At 59.7% G+C, this 17,797-nt stretch carries 12 protein-coding genes; 8 read left to right on the forward strand and 4 right to left on the reverse strand.

Annotation, left to right across the window (positions count from 1 at the left end; translation table 11 throughout):
- Positions 1 to 41: 41 nt before the first annotated feature.
- The 3 genes from G5S37_RS27300 to G5S37_RS27310 form a co-directional block, all read right to left on the reverse strand.
- Entirely contained in the window at positions 42 to 2,039 is a 1,998-nt protein-coding gene (locus tag G5S37_RS27300; RefSeq protein ID WP_206026168.1) for a prenyltransferase/squalene oxidase repeat-containing protein, read from the reverse strand.
- A gap of 341 nt (positions 2,040 to 2,380) precedes the next feature.
- A complete protein-coding gene (locus G5S37_RS27305) occupies positions 2,381 to 5,128 on the reverse strand; it encodes a valine--tRNA ligase (RefSeq protein WP_165211941.1) in 2,748 nt (915 codons plus the stop codon).
- A gap of 95 nt (positions 5,129 to 5,223) precedes the next feature.
- Positions 5,224 to 5,925, reverse strand: a complete 702-nt coding sequence (locus tag G5S37_RS27310; protein ID WP_165208619.1) for a hypothetical protein — start codon at positions 5,923 to 5,925, stop codon at positions 5,224 to 5,226.
- Between the two features lie 240 nt (positions 5,926 to 6,165).
- On the opposite strand from G5S37_RS27310, the gene G5S37_RS27315 reads away from it, so the two are divergent.
- The 4 genes from G5S37_RS27315 (at position 6,166) to G5S37_RS27330 (ending at position 10,767) form a co-directional block, all read left to right on the forward strand.
- Positions 6,166 to 7,104, forward strand: a complete 939-nt coding sequence (locus G5S37_RS27315; protein ID WP_165208621.1) for a DUF2167 domain-containing protein — start codon at positions 6,166 to 6,168, stop codon at positions 7,102 to 7,104.
- Positions 7,105 to 7,220: 116 nt separating this feature from the next.
- Complete coding sequence (locus tag G5S37_RS27320) at positions 7,221 to 8,318, forward strand: hypothetical protein (RefSeq protein ID WP_165208623.1); 1,098 nt, start codon at positions 7,221 to 7,223, stop codon at positions 8,316 to 8,318.
- A 126-nt stretch (positions 8,319 to 8,444) separates the two neighbouring features.
- Positions 8,445 to 9,119, forward strand: coding sequence for a protocatechuate 3,4-dioxygenase (locus tag G5S37_RS27325; protein ID WP_165208625.1), 675 nt, complete (start codon positions 8,445 to 8,447; stop codon positions 9,117 to 9,119).
- Between the two features lie 67 nt (positions 9,120 to 9,186).
- The gene (locus tag G5S37_RS27330; RefSeq protein WP_165208627.1) at positions 9,187 to 10,767 is read left to right on the forward strand and encodes a hypothetical protein; all 1,581 of its coding nucleotides are present in this window, start codon (positions 9,187 to 9,189) and stop codon (positions 10,765 to 10,767) included.
- 118 nt (positions 10,768 to 10,885) lie between these two features.
- Here G5S37_RS27330 and G5S37_RS32435 read toward each other — a convergent pair whose 3' ends face one another.
- On the reverse strand, positions 10,886 to 11,899 hold the full coding sequence (locus G5S37_RS32435; protein ID WP_206026169.1) for a hypothetical protein: 1,014 nt from the start codon (positions 11,897 to 11,899) through the stop codon (positions 10,886 to 10,888).
- A gap of 217 nt (positions 11,900 to 12,116) precedes the next feature.
- Between G5S37_RS32435 and G5S37_RS27340 the strand changes: the two genes are divergently transcribed.
- The 4 genes from G5S37_RS27340 to G5S37_RS27355 all read left to right on the forward strand — a co-directional run bounded on the left by G5S37_RS27340 (position 12,117) and on the right by G5S37_RS27355 (position 17,635).
- On the forward strand, positions 12,117 to 12,872 hold the full coding sequence (locus G5S37_RS27340) for a hypothetical protein (RefSeq protein WP_165208629.1): 756 nt from the start codon (positions 12,117 to 12,119) through the stop codon (positions 12,870 to 12,872).
- A 75-nt stretch (positions 12,873 to 12,947) separates the two neighbouring features.
- Positions 12,948 to 13,457 carry a hypothetical protein gene (locus tag G5S37_RS27345; RefSeq protein WP_165208631.1) on the forward strand — a complete coding sequence of 170 codons (510 nt, stop codon included), beginning with the start codon at positions 12,948 to 12,950 and terminating at the stop codon, positions 13,455 to 13,457.
- A 71-nt stretch (positions 13,458 to 13,528) separates the two neighbouring features.
- The gene (locus tag G5S37_RS27350) at positions 13,529 to 13,735 is read left to right on the forward strand and encodes a hypothetical protein (protein ID WP_165208633.1); all 207 of its coding nucleotides are present in this window, start codon (positions 13,529 to 13,531) and stop codon (positions 13,733 to 13,735) included.
- Positions 13,736 to 13,849: 114 nt separating this feature from the next.
- Entirely contained in the window at positions 13,850 to 17,635 is a 3,786-nt protein-coding gene (locus G5S37_RS27355) for a serine/threonine-protein kinase (protein ID WP_206026170.1), read from the forward strand.
- Positions 17,636 to 17,797: the final 162 nt, after the last annotated feature.

Here is a 17,797-nt window from a genome sequence, read left to right on the forward strand (position 1 = left end):
CGCCGATGACTTATTGGACTCGTTCCGAGAAAGTTCCCACCCTACCTCCTCGCCAGCACATCTCTCGCTGCCTTGAGTGCACCCAGTGACCACGTCACAGGGTATATCATTTCATGATACCATAAGCGGGCGAAATACAGCCCGATAGGCGCGGAGGGAAACTCCCTGCCGTGGCGCGTCTCTTTCAGCAACCACGCCACACCACGCTCGATGGCGTGACGAACACGGCTGCGATAGTCCTCCAACTCCGCGCGTTCGATCTCCATGAGCAATTCGACCTTGGCATCGTCAAGGATGATCGCATAAGCCGCTGCCAATGCTGCACAGGCAAGAGCTGTCTCCTCAATGCTCGACGGCGTATTCATATCGCCACCCCAGCCTCCTGATGGCTGCTGCTGTTGCAGCAAATACTGGCTGCCTGTACGCACCATCCTCGTAGCCATAGCCCCACAAGCATCCTCATCGGGAACCAGATGGCGCGCCCAATGTTCCGGGCGCGCCAGTTTTGAATGCACAAGTGCCTTTACCACCTGAGCCGTCCCCAGGACTCGATTGTCTTCATCAGCAGTATGCTCGTTGCCAAACCACAGAGGAATCCATCCTGCCTTATGATCGGCCACGGCAGAACTCGCACCCAGATAGGAGATACAAGCACCCCGAAAGTCGTGAACACGATTCAGGAGATCTGGCTTGAGGTGGTCCATCCACAGGCTCACACCAAGCAACGCATGCGCCGTGATCTCCGGCGTGCTGCGATCAAACGGCAGCGTGCCCCAGCCACGGCAGAAGGTGGGCATGCCACCGTCGCGATTCTGCAAATCCAGAAGCCAGGTGATGCCCGCCTCAGCCGCAGGCAGCGCTTCACGTCTCTCTTCCTCCGTGCTGCAGAGATACGCGAGCGCCACCAGCGCGCCGCTGGTGTCATCCGCATCCGGCACGCCTCCAGGAAGATCCGTCCATGCCCATCCACCCGGTGCGGCATTCGTGAAAGGATGCACCTCGCGGTACTGCTGCTTCAACAGCCACTCACGCACCGGTCTCAATTCCTTCCTCAGCGCAGCCCGTTCTTGCTCCTGCTCTTGCTCATTCTCCTGCTCCCCTCCCAGCAGCGCCTTCGTCGCCAGCGTCGTGCCCCAAGTCGCCAGATTCGTATCAATCGGCCAGCTTCCATCCTCACGCTCCGACTTGAGCAAAAACTCCACCGCAGCAGGCACACAGGGATGATCCTTGTCCCCTGAACTCGCGAGCGCCATCGTCACGAAGCTCGTCAACGGCGTGGCCTCCAGATAACCACCCGAGCTGGGCTGCAGCGTCTTCAGCATCGGATAGATGCGTTTCCACAACGCCCCGCGAATCACCCGCAGCGGATTCCACTTGCCCGGCGGCGCATGCACGAAGCGCGCATGTCCAATCGCAATGAGCGCGGGCAACGCATAGCTCACCACGGGCAGCCCAATCGCGCCAAACCACTCCCTCGGCATCGCAGCAAGCTCAAAGGGCAACGGCAACACCTTGCTCCACGCCTCACGGTCTTCCCCCAGCGTGCCGCAAATCGCACACAGCATCAGGATGGGCACGGAGAAGGTCTTGTCCTTCCCATACCTCGCCACCACTGCTTCCGCGAGATCCTCCGGATCCAGCGAGCCCACGCGCGAGGCAATCCAGTGATTCGAGCGATCAATGGCCACGCCTTCGTTCGCGATATCGCTCTGCCCATCGAACATCTTCAGCGCGCTCCAGCACAGCAGCGTGGTCGAGAGGTTGCTCTTGCTGATCGTCGTGTCTCCCCAGCCGCCATCTTCATTCTGGTTCTTCACCAGCCAGGCCGCACCCCGTGCAATCGCGAACTCATGTTTCACCGCATCCACCTGACGCAAGGCCACTATCGCCGTGGCCGTGGAGAGCGCACTGCTGGAGAGATACCCTTCCCAGTGCCCCTGCGCATTGCGCAACGACAGCAAATGTGAGCGCGTGCTGGCAATGGCAGCATCCAACTCAGACAACGAGACCCGGGGCGATGATGTGGGGGCGGCAGACAACGCGGAAGTAGTAGGGAAGAAATCCGGACGCGCCACCTAGAAATCATCCATCACCCAGCGCCCGAAGCTTTGATGCGAAGCATCCCTGGACTGCGCGCAGCCTGCTGCCGCTTTCTCACAGCGCAGCCTGCTGCGCGTTTCACTGCGGCGAAGCCGCCAAATAAACCTCATGTAGGGCGACACCACAAGCAAGCATCACCATCGCCACAGCAGGCTGTGGACTCTAGAAAGCGGCAGCAGGCTGCCGCAGTCCAGGGTGCTTCGCACGCCGGAATGGAACACTGTCCCAAAAACAAAGGCGCGAGTCTCACGACCCGCGCCTCCGTCATTCTGATTCTCTCCTAACCCAGCGCCTCCAGCATCCCCTTCAGCTTCTCCAACTGCGAAGCCCAGTCCGCTTCACGCTGCTTATGCTCATCCAGCACCTTGGCGGGCACCTTCTTCGCGAAGTTTTCATCGGCGAGCTTGGCACGCACCTTGTCGAGTTCGGCCTGGGCTTTCGTGAGTTCCTTCGTCAGACGCTGACGCTCGGCATCCACGTCGATGAGGCCTTCCAGCGGAAGGAAGAGTTCACCCAGCGGTGTGAGCGCGGTGGGCGTGCCCTTCGGAGCCGTGTAGTTTGACTCCACGTGAAGAGGCTCGGCGTTCAACAGGATGCGCAGGACTTCGATGTCCGTTTCCGTGAGCGTCGTATTCGGCTTGAGTACGAAGCGCACGCGCTTGTTGCTCGCGATGTTGTAGGTGCTGCGCAGGTTGCGACCGAGGTTCACGGTCTCGTACTTGTTCGCGGCGCCCTGCTCGTCCTCCGGCAAGATGCCGAAGTGCGCGAGTTCATCTTCATCCAGCGGCTTCGGCCAGGGGGCGAACATGATGCTCTTGCCACCCTGGTCCTCCGGCATGTCCTCATTGAAGCCCATGCCATGCCACAGCTCCTCCGTGATGAAGGGCAGGAAGGGATGGAACAGGCGCAGTGTGTTGCCGAGCACGAAGTCGATCACCGCAAGCGTGTTCGCCTTGCGCTGCGCATCTTCGCCCTGCAGGATCGCCTTGCTGGCCTCCACATACCAGTCGCAATACTCGCTCCAGAAGAAGCGATACAGCGCAGCGGTGGCATCGCTGAAGCGATACTCCTCCAGCGCGGCGCTCACTTCACGGATGGCTGCATTGAGGCGGAGGAGAATCCACTTGTCATCATTGCTGAGGTACTCGGGATTGATCTCCTGCTCCGTGGCGGAAGCGCCATCTTCCTGCATCTGACGGAAGCGCACGGCGTTCCACAGCTTCGTGCAGAAGTTGCGGCCCAGCTCCACGTTCTTCTCGTCATAGACAATGTCCGCACCCAGCGGCGCGCTCTTCATCGTGCCGAAGCGCAGGGCATCCGCGCCATAGCTGGCGATGAGGTCCAGCGGGTCCGGGGAATTGCCTAGTGACTTGGAAAGCTTGCGCCCCTGCTTGTCGCGGATGATGCCGGTGAAGTACACGTTCTTGAACGGCAGTTCGCCCATCCACTCGAAGCCGGCCATGATCATGCGGGCCACCCAGAAGAAGATGATGTCCGGTCCCGTCACGAGATCCGTGGTGGGGTAGAAGGCCTTCAGCGTGGCATTCTGCGCATCCTGCTCACCATCCATATTCCACCCCATGGTGGCAAAGGGCCACAGCCACGAGCTGAACCACGTGTCGAACACATCATTATCCTGCACCCAGTTCTCAGGATCCGCAGGCGGCTCCACACCCACGTGGATCTTGTCGCCATAGGAAGCCCACTCGGAAGTTGGCTTGCTGAGGATCTCGGGATGGATGCTCTTGTGGTACCACACCGGCACCTGATGTCCCCACCACACCTGGCGCGAAATGCACCAGTCCTGGAGGTTGCCCATCCAGTGGTCGTACACCTTTGCCCAGCGATCGGGGAAGAACTTCATCTCGCCGCTGGCCACCACATCACGTGACTCCTTCTGGCTCGGATACTTGAGGAACCACTGCTCACTCAGGCGGGGCTCGATGGGCACGCCACCACGTTCAGAGTAGCCCACGTTGTTCGTGTGCGGCTCTTCCTTCACCATGGCGCCGATTTCGGTCAAAATGGCCACGGCCTTCTTACGTGCGTCGAAACGCTCCACGCCGGCAAGGTCCTTGCCCGCGAGCTCATTCATCACGCCATTGGGTTGCATGATGTCGATGATCGGCAGCTTGTGGCGCAGGCCGATTTCATAGTCTGCCTTGTCATGAGCAGGCGTCACCTTCAGCACGCCGGTGCCGAATTCGAAGTCCACGTGCTCGTCTCCCACGATGGGCAGCGGCGCTTGATTCTCCACGGGCAGCGGACGGCGGATGTGTTTGCCGATGAGATGGGCATAGCGCTCATCCTTCGGGTTCACGGCCACGGCGGTATCACCAGGGATCGTTTCCGGACGCGTGGTCGCGATCGTGAGCCAGGTGCCGGGCTCTTCCACCACCTCCACCTTGAAGTAATACAGGAAGCCCTTCTGCTCCTTCATCTCCACCTCTTCATCACTGAGCGCGGTGAGGGCGGCAGGGCACCAGTTCACCATACGCTTGCCACGGTAGATGAAGCCCTTCTTGTAAAGGTCCACGAACACCTTGGAAATGCACTTCGAGTAGTGCTCATCCATGGTGAAGCGCGTGCGCGACCAGTCGCAGGAGGCGCCCAAGGCACGAAGCTGCTGCAGGATGATGCCGCCGTACTTGTCCTTCCACTCCCAGATCTTGTTCACCAGTGCCTCACGACCAAGGTCATCGCGATGCTTCATGGCGCCAGCCTTGCGCAGTTCGCGCTCCACCACGTTCTGCGTGGCGATACCGGCGTGGTCGGTGCCGGGCAGCCAGAGCACTTCCTTGCCCAGCATGCGGGCACGGCGGGCCAGGATGTCCTGGATGGTGTTGTTCAGCACGTGGCCCAGCGTCAGGATGCCCGTCACGTTCGGCGGGGGGATGACGATGGAGTACGCCGGGCGCTTGTCGCTGACCCGCGCCGGGTCTGCTTCGAAACACTTGTCATCGAGCCAGCGCTGGTACCAGCGCTGTTCCACTTCGCTCGGCGTATACGTCTTGCTGATTTCTGCCATAGGGGCGCACAGCATGCATCGTGCGGCCCCGTTTGCAAATGGCGGAAGGTTCTCCGTGAGCCGGGTACCCCACCCTCACGCCACCTTGCCGGGCGTCAGGGGTTTCCAGTCAGCCGTTTCCTGTCTGCCTTCCTCGCGGCAATCGGAACCAGCGTTGAGCCCTCGTTCGGAAGCGGTTGCCTGCCGCTCTGATCGTAAACCAACCCCTTTTCAGCGTCCAGAGCGATGAAGGGCGCGCAGAGGAAAGCCTCCTCCAGTGAAAAATTTGGCACTCGGAAAGTCTTACCGGCGAAGGGGCCTGCGACCGGAGTCATGCCAGCCAGCACCTCCTCCACCAGCGCGTCCCGGGACTTGCCCCGCCAGGGCGCTCCGGCCGATGCGGCTGAGTTGAACACGGAGACGATGGACTGCGCATTCCACTGGTTGTAGCGGCGTTCGTCGTTCAGTTGCTGGGCCACCACCTGTGCCTTCACTTGAGCCTCATTCAGATTCGTAAAAGAATCCCTCATCTCAGCCATCCAGCGCACCTGCGCACGGCAGTTCTGCTCAATGAGACGACGCTCCTCATGTCGCTGACTCTGAATTGATTGGATGACCACAGCCTGCTTCTCCAAGGCTGCGGTATGCTGGGCAGAAGTCGTGCGAAGTTGCTCGCGCAACCGGTAGTTATCCCACCACTGGGCACCAAACGCGATTAGGGCAATCAGGCAGGCAATCGAAGGCCATAAGAATGCCGTCCCCGGCTCGTCACGTCGCGGCCAAGTGGTACGTTCATTACCCTTTGCTATGGGAATCATGGAAAATACAGTTGTTTTGAAAATTTCAACCCTCAGCACGAGAGCCTCAACTGAAAGAATCTTCAATAACCACTGACTCTCGTGGCTTCAGCCGGGGCGAAAGGCACCCTGCCGGCCAGGCAATTTCGGGTGATGCCTCGGACCGGGTAGCGTCCACCATTCTTCATTCGCCAAACGCAATCTCCGGATCATAATGTGCGGCCACCCCCGCCCGTGCCGCATTCCCTTATTCGTACCGTTATGAAAACTTATCTTCCCGCGTTCCTTCTGGCGCTGGGCCTCACCGCAGCAGCCCCTCTTGTCACAGCCCAGACTCCTGCGCCTGCACCCACCCCCTCCCAAGGTGCGTCCGATGGCGATAGCAAAAAGAACGCTGAAGCTGCCCTTTTCAAAAAGCTTGGCGGCATTACCGAGGGCGTGGGTAAAATTGGTTACAGGGCGGAAATCGACATTCCCGAGGGTTTCACCTTCTTCCCCGCGAAAGGCACCCAGGAAATGCTGAAGCTCTGGGGAAATCTCCCGGATGGCACCGAGGATGGCCTGCTCATTCACAATGAAACCGGCTGGTCTGTGGTGTTTGAATTCGAGAACACGGGCTATGTGAAGGACGATGACAAGAATGAGCTGGATGGGGACGCATTGCTCAAGGTGATCAAGGACAGCGAACCGGACTCAAACGAAGCGCGCAAGAAGGCAGGCCTTCCGGCCTACCATACGGTTGGATTCGCCATGCCTCCCAAGTACAACGAAAGCACCAACAACCTCGAGTGGGCTCTCCGCTTCACGACCGAAGGCGAATCGGGTGAATTTGTGAACTACCACACCAAGCTTCTGGGACGCAAAGGCGTGATGACCGCCACGCTCCTGGTAGATCCTGAGCAAATGGAAGCCGTGCTCCCCGGCTATCAAAAAACCCTCACCGGCTACCGCTTTGTGAAGGGCGATACCTACGCGGAATACCGCCAGGGCGACAAACTGGCCACCTATGGACTCACTGGCCTGGTGGTCGGCGGTGGTGCGCTGGCAGCGTCGAAGCTGGGCCTCTTTGGCAAGCTTTTCGCCGTCCTCGCGAAGGGCGGCAAGGCAGTCTTCGCAGGCATTGCCGTGCTGGTGGCCGGCATCGGCAAATTCTTCGGCAAGATCTTTGGCCGTCGCGATCAATCGCCCTTCAATCAGTAGTACGACGGCGTGACATTCACGATTCGCCACCCGAACTCATCACCAAGGCAGCCCCACTCCGGGCTGCCTTTGTGCGTCGACGTATGTCATCAAGCAGCAGGAGGTGAACTGCGGCCATGACGGATGGACAACTCGTCATCGTCGTCCTGCTCGCCTTCCTGGTGTATGAAAGCCTGTGGTGGGTGCCTTCGCGCGCGTGGCTTTTCCAGCGCAGCATCACGGGCGCCTGGCATGGCAGGCGCCCGTGGTCGCTCTTCGGCAGGAAGGGTGGCGGCATGTCTGAAGTCCGCGGAATGGGTGCCCACGTAGTGGCTGCGGCGTGGCCGTGTGTTCCGCACGAACATGGCCTGTGCTTTTGGGAAGATGAGAGAGGCCCGGCAAACCACCTTCCCTGGGACAAGGTGAAGGTTCACGCGGAAGGCGCCACGCTGCACCTCGCACCAGGCCACCACGTGCGGTGCATCCATGCCACCAGCGCCTCTGCATGGGCCAAACTGGTGACCGCATGGACAACACAGTCCCAGACAGAAAGGGAAGCGTCCTTTCGTGAAAAGGCCGTGGCGATGCTCGATGTGACTGCACTCACCGAAGCAGCAGAAACGCTGCATCAGCTTTCAAAGCGACTGCGCCTCCAAGGCGGCATCATCCTCGTGTGGACGTTTCTCGTTGTGCCGTATACCTACTGGCGGTACGGCGATCACTTGCCCACGTTGGTGGCGGTAGGCCTGCTGTTTCTTTTCATGGTCACGCAGGCAGTTATGCTGTTTTGCAAAATGCGGCGTCATGAAGCGCTGAAGAAGGATGCCTTCACCCACATCATGGGCTCCGCCATGCTTCCCGGCACCTCCATCCGCGCGGGGTCCTGGGTATGCGCTCAATTGTCACCGGAGGCACACCCTCTTGCGGCGTTGCTGGCATGGCATGGGAAAGACGACGCTGAGTTCCTTGCGTACGCGAAGCGTTGCCTGCGGGAAGCTCGCTGGCCCATGGGCAACTTTCCCTCACGCCCTTGGAACGGCCCGGAAGTGGAGGCGCTGCGCACCTTCCTTGCGGTAATCGAGGAAACCGATCCTGCACTTCTGGATTCACCTCCCCCGGCGCAGGAGGGATGCACCCAGTGGTGCCCCCGCTGCCTCACGCAATACAGCGATGCCGCCAAGGAATGTGGTGATTGCCCCGGCATCGTGCTGCAGCCTCTGTCACCTGGCGCCTAGCGCAAGGAGCGGAGATTATTTCGAAGACTTCGGACCAGCGGCTATCTGCGTCTGAAGCGTGGTGTCATGCAACTAGAGCCCCAAGGCGAGGTTTCATGAGGAAGTTCCATCACCACCCCAAAGCTCATGAAATTCTCCTCCCTGTGCACCTCGGCTGCTTCACGTCGTCACCTCCTGCGCGGACTGGCTCTCAGCGCCGCCGGCCTCTGGGTGCCGGGCGCGTTCGCCGAGGCACTGACGCTGACGCCTCGCGCCACCGAAGGCCCCTTCTATCCTGACAAGCTGCCGCTCGATCAGGATAACGATCTCATCGTCATCAAAGACAGCACCTCTCCTGCTGTGGGAGAAGTCACCTATCTCAGCGGTCGCGTATTGGATCCGAAGGGCAATCCGCTGAAGAACGCCGTGGTGGAAATCTGGCAGTGCGATGCCAATGGCGTGTACCTGCACAGCCGCAGTGGAGGCAACGTGGAAAAACGCGACGGTAACTTCCAGGGCTTCGGCAAGTTCGAGACAGACAGCACGGGCGGCTATCTCTTCCGCACCATCAAGCCCGTGCCCTATCCCGGCCGCACACCGCACATTCACATGAAGGTGAAGCTGCGTGACAAGGAACTGCTCACCACCCAGATCTACGTGAAGGGCATCGCGCAGAATGACCGCGATGGCATCTGGAAGAAACTTCCCCAGGGCGCCGTTCGCGACTCGGTCACCGTCGCCTTTTCACCCAAGGCCGGCGCAAAGGCGGGCGAACTGGAAGCGAAGTGCGACATCATCGTCGGCCTGACGCCGGGCGAATAAGCAGTGCTCGCTTTCCCCACGCCGTGGAGTCATCCATAGCCGTTGGCAGAGGAAGCAAGATTTTCGCATGACGCTCAAACGCGAACTGGTAGCGTCATGCATGAAGTGGCAGAAAAGGCTCCTGATAGCAGTTGGACTATTGGTCACAGCTCTCAGCTTGATGGTGTTGACCTTCCACATGCGAGGGCTGCGCATGTGGGAAGATTTCTGTGCCAAAGCCAGAGCCGCAGGTGAACCGATCACGTTGGAAGATGTGATACCGGAAGCGGTGCCGGATGACGAAAATGTGGCTAGGGCGCAAATTTTTTGGGAACTATTTGAGAGCAAGTCATCCGCACGTTTGGCAAAAATAACTCTGAAGTCCTCCTATAGGCGAGATTCTGACGGCGAGTTGATAGGTGTTCCCAGGGGGTGGGTAGTTCGTGGAGACAACACCTATGCCCGCGAATGGTTGGAGTTCGTGAAGGGATCTGAAGCGGAGTCTTCCAAGAGTGAGGCTCCAGCACTGGAGCATTCGCTGCCCTCCAACGCAGGCCAGGAACTCCAGTTGCGATTGGCTCAGTACAACCCCATCTGGAATGATCTCGGCACCGCTGTGCGACGGCCACGGTGCCGGTGGCCGCTGGACTATGAGGAGGGAGCACGAATGAAAAGTCCCCACCATACTGAAATCCTCGGGCTCCATCCGTTGCTGAAGGCACGGCTCATCGCTCACGCAACCTGTGACGACACAGATCAATATATCCACGATCTGACTACGGGCTTTTTGCTATCCCGACACCTTAGTGACACTCAGCTGTCCCTATTGTCTTTCCTTGTCGCCAACGCCATGAGAACCGTCGTGCTCGATACGATGCAACGCACGGCAGACGCCGTTACATGGAACGAGAAAGACCTCGCCATGATTCAGGAGCTTGCATCGACTCAAGCGATTTCGGATCTCGTGCAATCTCTCAAGAAAGAACAAGCTCTCGGTGCGGATATGCTTCTAAAAATCCATGTGGACGAATTGGCACCTCTACTAGATGGCGACTTCGGCTCCATGCTGTCAGGCGAATCCGACCAGCTGAAGGAATTGCAGGCCACACTAATCCTCAGCCGTCCATCGGGTTGGAAACTAGGTGAGCTGGCGCAGCACTATGGCGAGTCACGGAAGTTGTGGATGCAATACACATCTCGTGACCTCCAATACATCCTGCCTGGCGGCCTTGAGGCTCTCCGCAATCGCGGCCAGCATTTCGATGAGCATGCCCATTGGCTTTCCTTTGACAGCGTCCTGGCCGTCGCGGAAGGGGTCACCCCGAAGATGTTTGAACGAGCCATGCGTGTGCAGGCTCTTTCGAACGCCGCCGTGATTTGGTGTGCTGTGGGGCGATACCGGCTCAAGCACGGTCAGCTTCCAGAATCACTGGAAAGACTGGTGCCTGAGTTCGTGAAAGAAATTCCGGTAGATCCCATGTTCGGTGGGCCTATGCGATATCTGAAAAAAGAATCCGGGGGCTTCCTCATCTATTCCATCGGTCCTAACGGGATCGATGATGGAGGCCAGGGTTCTGGCGGCACCCGTGATCTTGACTGGGTGTGGGCGTCAGGTCCAGGTTTGACGCCAGCCGAAAACAATGATGTGAAAGAGAATGATGAAAAGTGATACCCTCTGTAGTCACCGCTGAGGATACGCACTCTCTCCCACCCCTGAGCCCTGGGAGCGCTGGCCTCCGGCCGGCGTATTTCAGCCAGCCACTCCACACATCCCAGCTAGCTAGTAGCTAGTCATCAAAGCGAATCACACGGTCACCCACCACTGGCATCACCGGTGCAGGCACTGAAGGCGCGGCTGCGGGAGCACTGGGAGCTGCCGGAGCCGGAGCAGCGGGTGCACTGGAGCCACCGGGGCTGGCAGGATTGAAATTGGAAATCACCGCCGGTCCGCCGGAAGAAGGCTGCGGTGCCTGAGGCTGAGGTTGGGGCTGAGCCTGCGCTTGAGGTTGCTGCTGGCGGGGAGCCGCGCTTGCGCCATCACCCCAATCAAACGCAAACGTGTTGGCATCCACCTGCCTCATGCCACCGCCGTGACCAGCGGTGGGCTGCTGGGGCGGAACGCCACCTCCTACATTGGGCTGCTGGACAGGCACCCCACCTGTCTGGGCCTGAGTCTGCGGCTGGGTCGGGGCCGTGTTTCCTGCGAGTCCCTGAGGATTGTCCTTCGCTGCCTTGTAGGCTGTCTGCACATCTGCTGCCGAGGGAAGCTTCCAAGTGCCTCCCAGATCCGCGCTCACGGGGAACTGGAGACGGAGGCGATTGCCATTATCCGCCACCACGTTGAAGGTGATGGCTGAGCTAAATGGCGTGACCAGCTGCGGTGGATACTCGATCGACTTGAGGGAGATTTCATCGATGCGGCTTGCAGGAATCTGGCTTTGCACCAATTCACGCAATTGCTTCGCCTTGCGGGTAAGATCTTCCTCCAGCTTGTCCGCGATCGCATCCATGTCGATCTTAAGAGGTGCGCCCCCGGTGGACACGCTGCCAGCGGCGGCTGCAGCTTTGGCGGATTCAAGCTGACGCTTGAGATCATCAATGGTCTGCTTTGCTCGGGCGAGTTCCTCGCTGCTGGCGCCGCTTGAACTTGAGCTCGTGTTGCTGCTGCCTTGTGACTTGCTTTGCAGTGCGGCGAGTTCAGCCTGCACTTTCTCTACAGCCTTGTCCTTGGAGTCGAGCGCAGCGCGCATTTCAATGAGCTGCCGTTGCAGTTCCTCATCGCCCTGGAAGCAAGATGGCAAGGTCAACAGCCCGAGCGCACCCGCCATGAATAGTGCCCTCTGCCCCATCGTGGAAAACCTTCTGCTTGTGCTTGTTTTCATGGAATTGACTTGCGAAAGACCGCGGCACGCCTGTAAAGGTACCACCCCATCCTACAACAACCCGCAAGATCCGCCAGCCATGATGCTACGTTCCGCGATTTTGGTTTGTCTCCTTTCCACTGCAACCGCAACCCTTTTGCCTGCCCAAGACAAGGCGGGATTCGACCCCACCAAAGCTGAGATTGCTCCGATCGGACTTCCCAGCCCCTATGACAAGTTCCTCGGTCTCGATCAGGTGTTGAACCTCACCTATGAAGACTGGAAAGCGGTCTACGGTGAAATAGCCCGCGACGTCGATGTGGCGAAATATTCGGATGAGACCGACATCGCCCTCGCGCTTGGCACCAAGATCGCGGACGGCGTGATGTCCATCAAGGCGCGCGACGTGCAGGGCCTCAATGACTGCTCCAAGCAGATCGAAGACCTTGCGAAGAAGCTTGGTGTGAAGGACGAAGAAATGAGCCGCGCGAAAACCGTGCGCGCCCATGCGAACAAGGGCGAATGGCTCCAGGTCTTCATGGAACTCGGCTTCCTGCAGACGGACATCATGAAGTCCCTCCGTGCACAGGGCAACGCCAGCCGCCGCTCGCTCATCATCAGCGCCGGCTGGATGCAGGGCCTGCACTACACCGCATACGTGGTGAAGAAGCACTACTCCGCCGCCGTGTCGAACTATCTGCGCGAGCCGCTCCTGGTCGAAGCGATGAAGAAGGATCTGCAGTCGCTCCCTCCCGCCATCAAGGATTCCTCGAAGGTCGCCACCATCATCACCGAGATGGGAAACATCTATACAATCGTTAACATTCCGATTGAAGGATCGATCCCGAAGGAAGGTGTGGAGAAACTTCTCGACGCTTCGAAGGCCATCGTGGAAAAGATCGTGTCGAATTAAGTTCCGCTGTCACGACACGCTTGTGGAGAACATAAAAAGGCAAGACCCAACACTACTCTGCCAACCTACAAATCCATGAAAAACAGCATCAAGCATCTCATCACTGGCGCTCTCCTGATCGCCACTACCACGGTCCTCAAGGCCGACCCGCGTGAGGCGGAAGACGTGGCCTACCGCATGGCCACCAACTATGTCGCCAAGGGCTTCTCCATGGCGCCCACCGACCACTCCGGTGTGCTCGGCGGTGGCCAGGCCATCCGCTTCCTGATCCCCGTGACCAAGGGCCTGGACTATGTGTTCCTCGCCGGTGCGGACCAGAGCGCGCTCGACGTGGACGTGTATGTCTATGACGAAGTGGGCAACCTGATCCTTGATGACCGTCGCAGCACCAAGCTGGCCGGTGTGCAGTTCCGCGCTGCGTACAACGGCACCGCCATGGTGTACCTGCACATGGCTCGTGCTGATGGTCTGGCCAGCTACTACGTCCTCGTCGGCCGCCGTGGCGCCGCGAAGGGTGGCAGCACGACCAGCGTGGGCGATGGCACCGGCTTTGCTCCCGAAGCCGCTGTTGCGCCGCCCAAGTAACCAGGCTCGCGCATTCATCGGATCCCGTTCTCCCGTATCTTATCCATCAACTGAAACCACAAGCCATCATCATGAAGAGACTTGCCACCCTTGCCACCCTTGCCACGCTGGCCCTCTGCGCCGCCGCCCTTGCGAACTGCGCGAGCGAACCCCCGCCCCCGGTGCACGTGCATCACTACCACACGCAGACGCGCACCACGAAGTCCGCTTCCACGAGCACGTCCAGGGCTCCGGAGAGCTTCCAGGCGGTGACCCCTCCTTCCAGCTACTCGCAATAGTCGGCCGCTAAAAAATTCATGTGTTGTGTCTGGAAACGCCAGCCTCCGGGCTGGCGTTTTCCTTGCTGGCAGATGCCGGTGCAGATGCTTGCCGCCCCCTCACATCTCGCCTAGATGCCACCTTCACCGTCAGCCGCGCCAGGCATGCGTTTCGGGAACTTCGAAGTCCTCACTGACTCCAGCGGTAAAAACTGCCTGCTGGGCGGGGGGGCTTTTGGCAAGACGTACAAGGCTCGGCACATGTTCCTGAAGCGCATCGTGGCGCTGAAGGTGCTGCATGATCGCTACGCCAACGAACCGCGCGCCCGCGAACGTTTCCTGAGGGAGGCACAGGCGGCGCATGAACTCAAGCATCCCCACATTGCTGAGGTGCTGGACTTCGGCGAGGCGGATGGCTCCCTGTACTATGCCATGGAGTTCTGCTCCGGAGGCGACCTGGAGCACTACACCAAGGATGCCAAGGGCCCGGTGCCACCCATCGTGTGCCTCGGCTTTGCCCGCCAGATTTGCAAGGCGCTCGCCTATGCGCACGAGCGTAGCTTCTACCATCGCGACCTGAAGCCGCCGAATGTGATGCTGGCCTCTTCAGAAGGTGAGCCTCTGCTGAAGCTCATCGACTTCGGCCTGGTGAAGATGGGGATGGATGACACTGAGGAGTCCTCCGGTCTCACCATGGCTGGCGAGGTGCTCGGCACGCCCATGTTTGCCAGTCCGGAACAGCTTCGCGAAGAGGATCTGGATCACCGCAGCGATCTCTTTTCGCTGGGCATGACCCTCTGGTACCTGCTGGAGGGTGCGCCACCAGTGCCCGGCAGCGCACTCACCGTGATGGCGGAGCGGCTGAGCAGCAAGTCTTATGAAAAGCTCTTCTCCATGCGGGTGCCTCGCGAGGTAAGACCCTTGCTTTCCAAGCTGCTCGAGAAGGACCCCAACAAGCGGTATCAAAACGCCGATGCCGTGCTGGCTGCGCTGACCGAAGTGGTCGACGACCTGGAAAAGAATAAAGCCAAAAGCACGCCATCACCACAAGCGCTCGCGCCTTCTGCCGCGACTGAATCTGTCATCGCGGAAGCCGCCAAGCCCGGCATGGGCGGGCTGATGGTGCACGCCAGCGTTGCGCAAGACTCTGGAAAATCTCCGGCCGCGGGCACCGCCACCAGCACGCCCCCGACAAGTACTGCAGTTACTGCGGAGACAAGCACCAGTCACACTTCTTCTGAACAAGCCCCTGCCGCCACTTCGGCATCAATCTCATCCTCGACCGAGACCCCAAGCGAATCCCCCAAAGCACCGCGCCTGCAGTTTCTCAAGACGCTTGGCCACTGTGTGCTGGGCGAAGCGAAAGTGGCGCTCGATCGTACCAACGACACGGAGTTGGTGGTGGTACAACTTCAGGACGGTCTCGACAGCACGGCCACCTGGCCAGCACGTCTTGCGGGAGCGGCGCAAACCATTCCGCCACGGCTCACGGGAGATCTGCCGCTCATCACGCAGATCCACGACAACCATCCGTATGCGGTCTGCGCCAGCTCGGGCACCGTTCGCCTGGTGCAGGTGTTGCAGGCGCGGGGAAACCTGCCTTTTCTCGAAGCGGCACAAATACTCAGCCAGATCGCCCTCGTTTTGGATGAAGGCCAGAGCAGCAACAGGCGGCATGATCTGCAACTCAACCAGATTTACCTCGCGCCACTGGTGGCCAATCCGGCGGAAGGCGCCCCGGCCTACACGCTGGTGACACTGCAGCTTGAGCAGTGGCCGGCATTTCTGACCTGCGTGCCTCTGAGGCAGATCGCCTCGGCCATGCCCGGGCACATGGAGGACAATGATCCTGGCGCCACAGGCATGATGACCATGCGGAATTCGGCGACGGACGAATTCCTCTCCCAGAATGCGGCTTTTGGCGGCCTCATCTACCGGCTCATCACCGGAGGTGAACCACGCTCGGCGATGTACCGGTCGAAGAACAACTACCGGCCGATTCCCAATCTCTCGCGCGAAGGGAACCATCTGCTGGCCAGCTGCCTGGAAGGTTCAGCCAATGATGAGACGCTCAGCCATCTGCTGGAAAAGATGATGCGGGCGGAGAAGAGCAACCTTGTTCCACATTCCTCCAGCACCCGCAGCAACGCAGGCGCTCTCAGTTCCTCCGCGACGGCGCTGAAATCTTCGGTGCCAAAGACGGAGCAGCCTCCGGCCTCAACGACGGGATCGGTTTCTTCGATCTCCAGTTCGCCACTCAAGACTTCCCCGCCCAAAGCTACTGAAGAAGTCTCCCAAGCCCTTCCGCCTGCCGCTGCCATAGCACCTCCGCTCCCACCGGTTGCGCCGCCCGTGCCTGTACCAGCACCTGCGGTCGTCCAGCCTCCGCCGGTGCCAGTCGTGCCCGCGCCAGAGCCTCCTGCCAGTAGCCCTTCTCCTTCCCCTGCTCCGGCACTGCCCCCTATTGCTGCTGCCTCCACCGCGCTTCCTCTACCGCCGACGGCTCCTCCCACGCCCGCTGCGCCTCCGGAACCGCCCAAGTCTCAGGTCACTCCGGTCAAACCTGCGCCGCCCCAACCGCCGGCAAAGAAAGCAGAAAAGGAGAAAGAAAAGAAACCCAAGTCGGCGCCTGCTCCTGCTCCCGCCGCTCCTGTTGCACCTCATGCGAAAGGTCAACCCACGACCGGGATCCCGCCGCTCGTGTGGATCGCTGCCGCGGCGTCGCTGCTCATTCTGGGGACCGTGGTGGGCGTCGGTTTCTATGCTTACCAGGGATGGCGCAGTTCCAAGCCGGATCCCACGCCCAGCACACCGACGGAGCCGTCCACAACACCCGTGGCGCTCGTGACCCCGCCGGAGCCGCCCAAGCAGGAATCGAAAACGTCTTCGACCTCGACAACTCCGAAGCCTCCGGAGACGCCCTCGAACTCTTTACCTCAGACGCCAACACCACCACCCACAACGCCGGTAGCGGAGAAAAAGCCCGAGGCTCCGCCGAAACCCAAGCCGCCGAAGGAACTGGTCTTCACAAGGAGGGTCTTCCCCTCGACCGTCCGCGTGCGGGCAAATGGGCGCACCGTGGCATTGACCAAAAATTCGCTCGACCAGTTCGTGCTGAACTTGTCGTCCGTCTCCGACTATCCGCTCTCCATCCTCATCTCCCCGCCGCTCGGATTCACCGGGGAATCCCATCTCATCACCGATCCGAAAGAATCGACCTACGATCACGACGTTGTCTTCAAGCGCGGCAAGGTGGAACTCAAGGTCCCCGGTAACTCGGACTACGACCACGCCGAGTTCACGTTTGTGGACTATCATGATGAGGAACGGGCCAGTTTTCAGGGGAACGACATCTCCAAGCCCGAGGTGGAGACCGTTTCGCTGAGGAATGGACTCGCAACAGCAGAGCTGCCCACTGGGACCTACCAGATTCGCCTCATCTCCAACTCTCAAAACGTTGCGCCGATGACTCTGGCGGCCAAATATCCGGTGCCAAAGCGAGCCGGGACTGATGACTTGAAAGTGGCCTCAGAGGGATGGGGTGGACACACGTATGAGTGCAACTTCGAGGTCACGGTGGACATCAAGGGGGAGAAGACAAAGCTCTACGCCCGGCGCGTGCTGATTTTGGATCAGGACCTTGCCAAAGGCACCCTCCAGGACTACTGGGCCCGTGAGGGGAAGACACCCGAACGTCAGCAGAGCGAAATCCGGGACATCAAGGTGGACGCGTCGGGGACCCTTACCATGCTGCTTCCCCTGGAGGATCCCCAGCACAAGAACGACACGTTCGACGAGATCGTCGAACTCAAACGCAATGCCCAAGGTGGCATCAGCTTCCAATGTTACCCTGCGGCGAATTCCGCGAACAAGACGCGTGAGGACTACCTCGCCAAAGGATCGGCTAAAAGGGTGAGATAAGAACGCTTGCGCCGCACCTCCTTCAGCCGATCGGAACCTGTCGAAAGGGACGCTTTTCAAGGTGCCCTACGTGCGTAAAAATCCGGGTGCGCGCACCCTCAGACATCTGAGAGTGTAACGTGTTCAAACAAAACCCGAATACTCTTGACGGATGGCGTAAAT

The sequence above is a fragment of the Roseimicrobium sp. ORNL1 genome, from assembly GCF_011044495.1.
In the GTDB taxonomy this organism is placed as follows: domain Bacteria; phylum Verrucomicrobiota; class Verrucomicrobiia; order Verrucomicrobiales; family Verrucomicrobiaceae; genus Roseimicrobium.

Bases quoted from the DNA above. Each gene is read 5' to 3' on its own strand.
- G5S37_RS27305 (WP_165211941.1), bottom strand. From the start codon at position 5,128: ATGGCAGAAATCAGCAAGACGTATACGCCGAGCGAAGTGGAACAGCGC.
- G5S37_RS27310 (WP_165208619.1), bottom strand. From the start codon at position 5,925: ATGATTCCCATAGCAAAGGGTAATGAACGTACCACTTGGCCGCGACGT.
- G5S37_RS27315 (WP_165208621.1), top strand. From the start codon at position 6,166: ATGAAAACTTATCTTCCCGCGTTCCTTCTGGCGCTGGGCCTCACCGCA.
- G5S37_RS27320 (WP_165208623.1), top strand. From the start codon at position 7,221: ATGACGGATGGACAACTCGTCATCGTCGTCCTGCTCGCCTTCCTGGTG.
- G5S37_RS27325 (WP_165208625.1), top strand. From the start codon at position 8,445: ATGAAATTCTCCTCCCTGTGCACCTCGGCTGCTTCACGTCGTCACCTC.
- G5S37_RS27330 (WP_165208627.1), top strand. From the start codon at position 9,187: ATGACGCTCAAACGCGAACTGGTAGCGTCATGCATGAAGTGGCAGAAA.
- G5S37_RS27345 (WP_165208631.1), top strand. From the start codon at position 12,948: ATGAAAAACAGCATCAAGCATCTCATCACTGGCGCTCTCCTGATCGCC.
- G5S37_RS27350 (WP_165208633.1), top strand. From the start codon at position 13,529: ATGAAGAGACTTGCCACCCTTGCCACCCTTGCCACGCTGGCCCTCTGC.
- G5S37_RS27355 (WP_206026170.1), top strand. From the start codon at position 13,850: ATGCCACCTTCACCGTCAGCCGCGCCAGGCATGCGTTTCGGGAACTTC.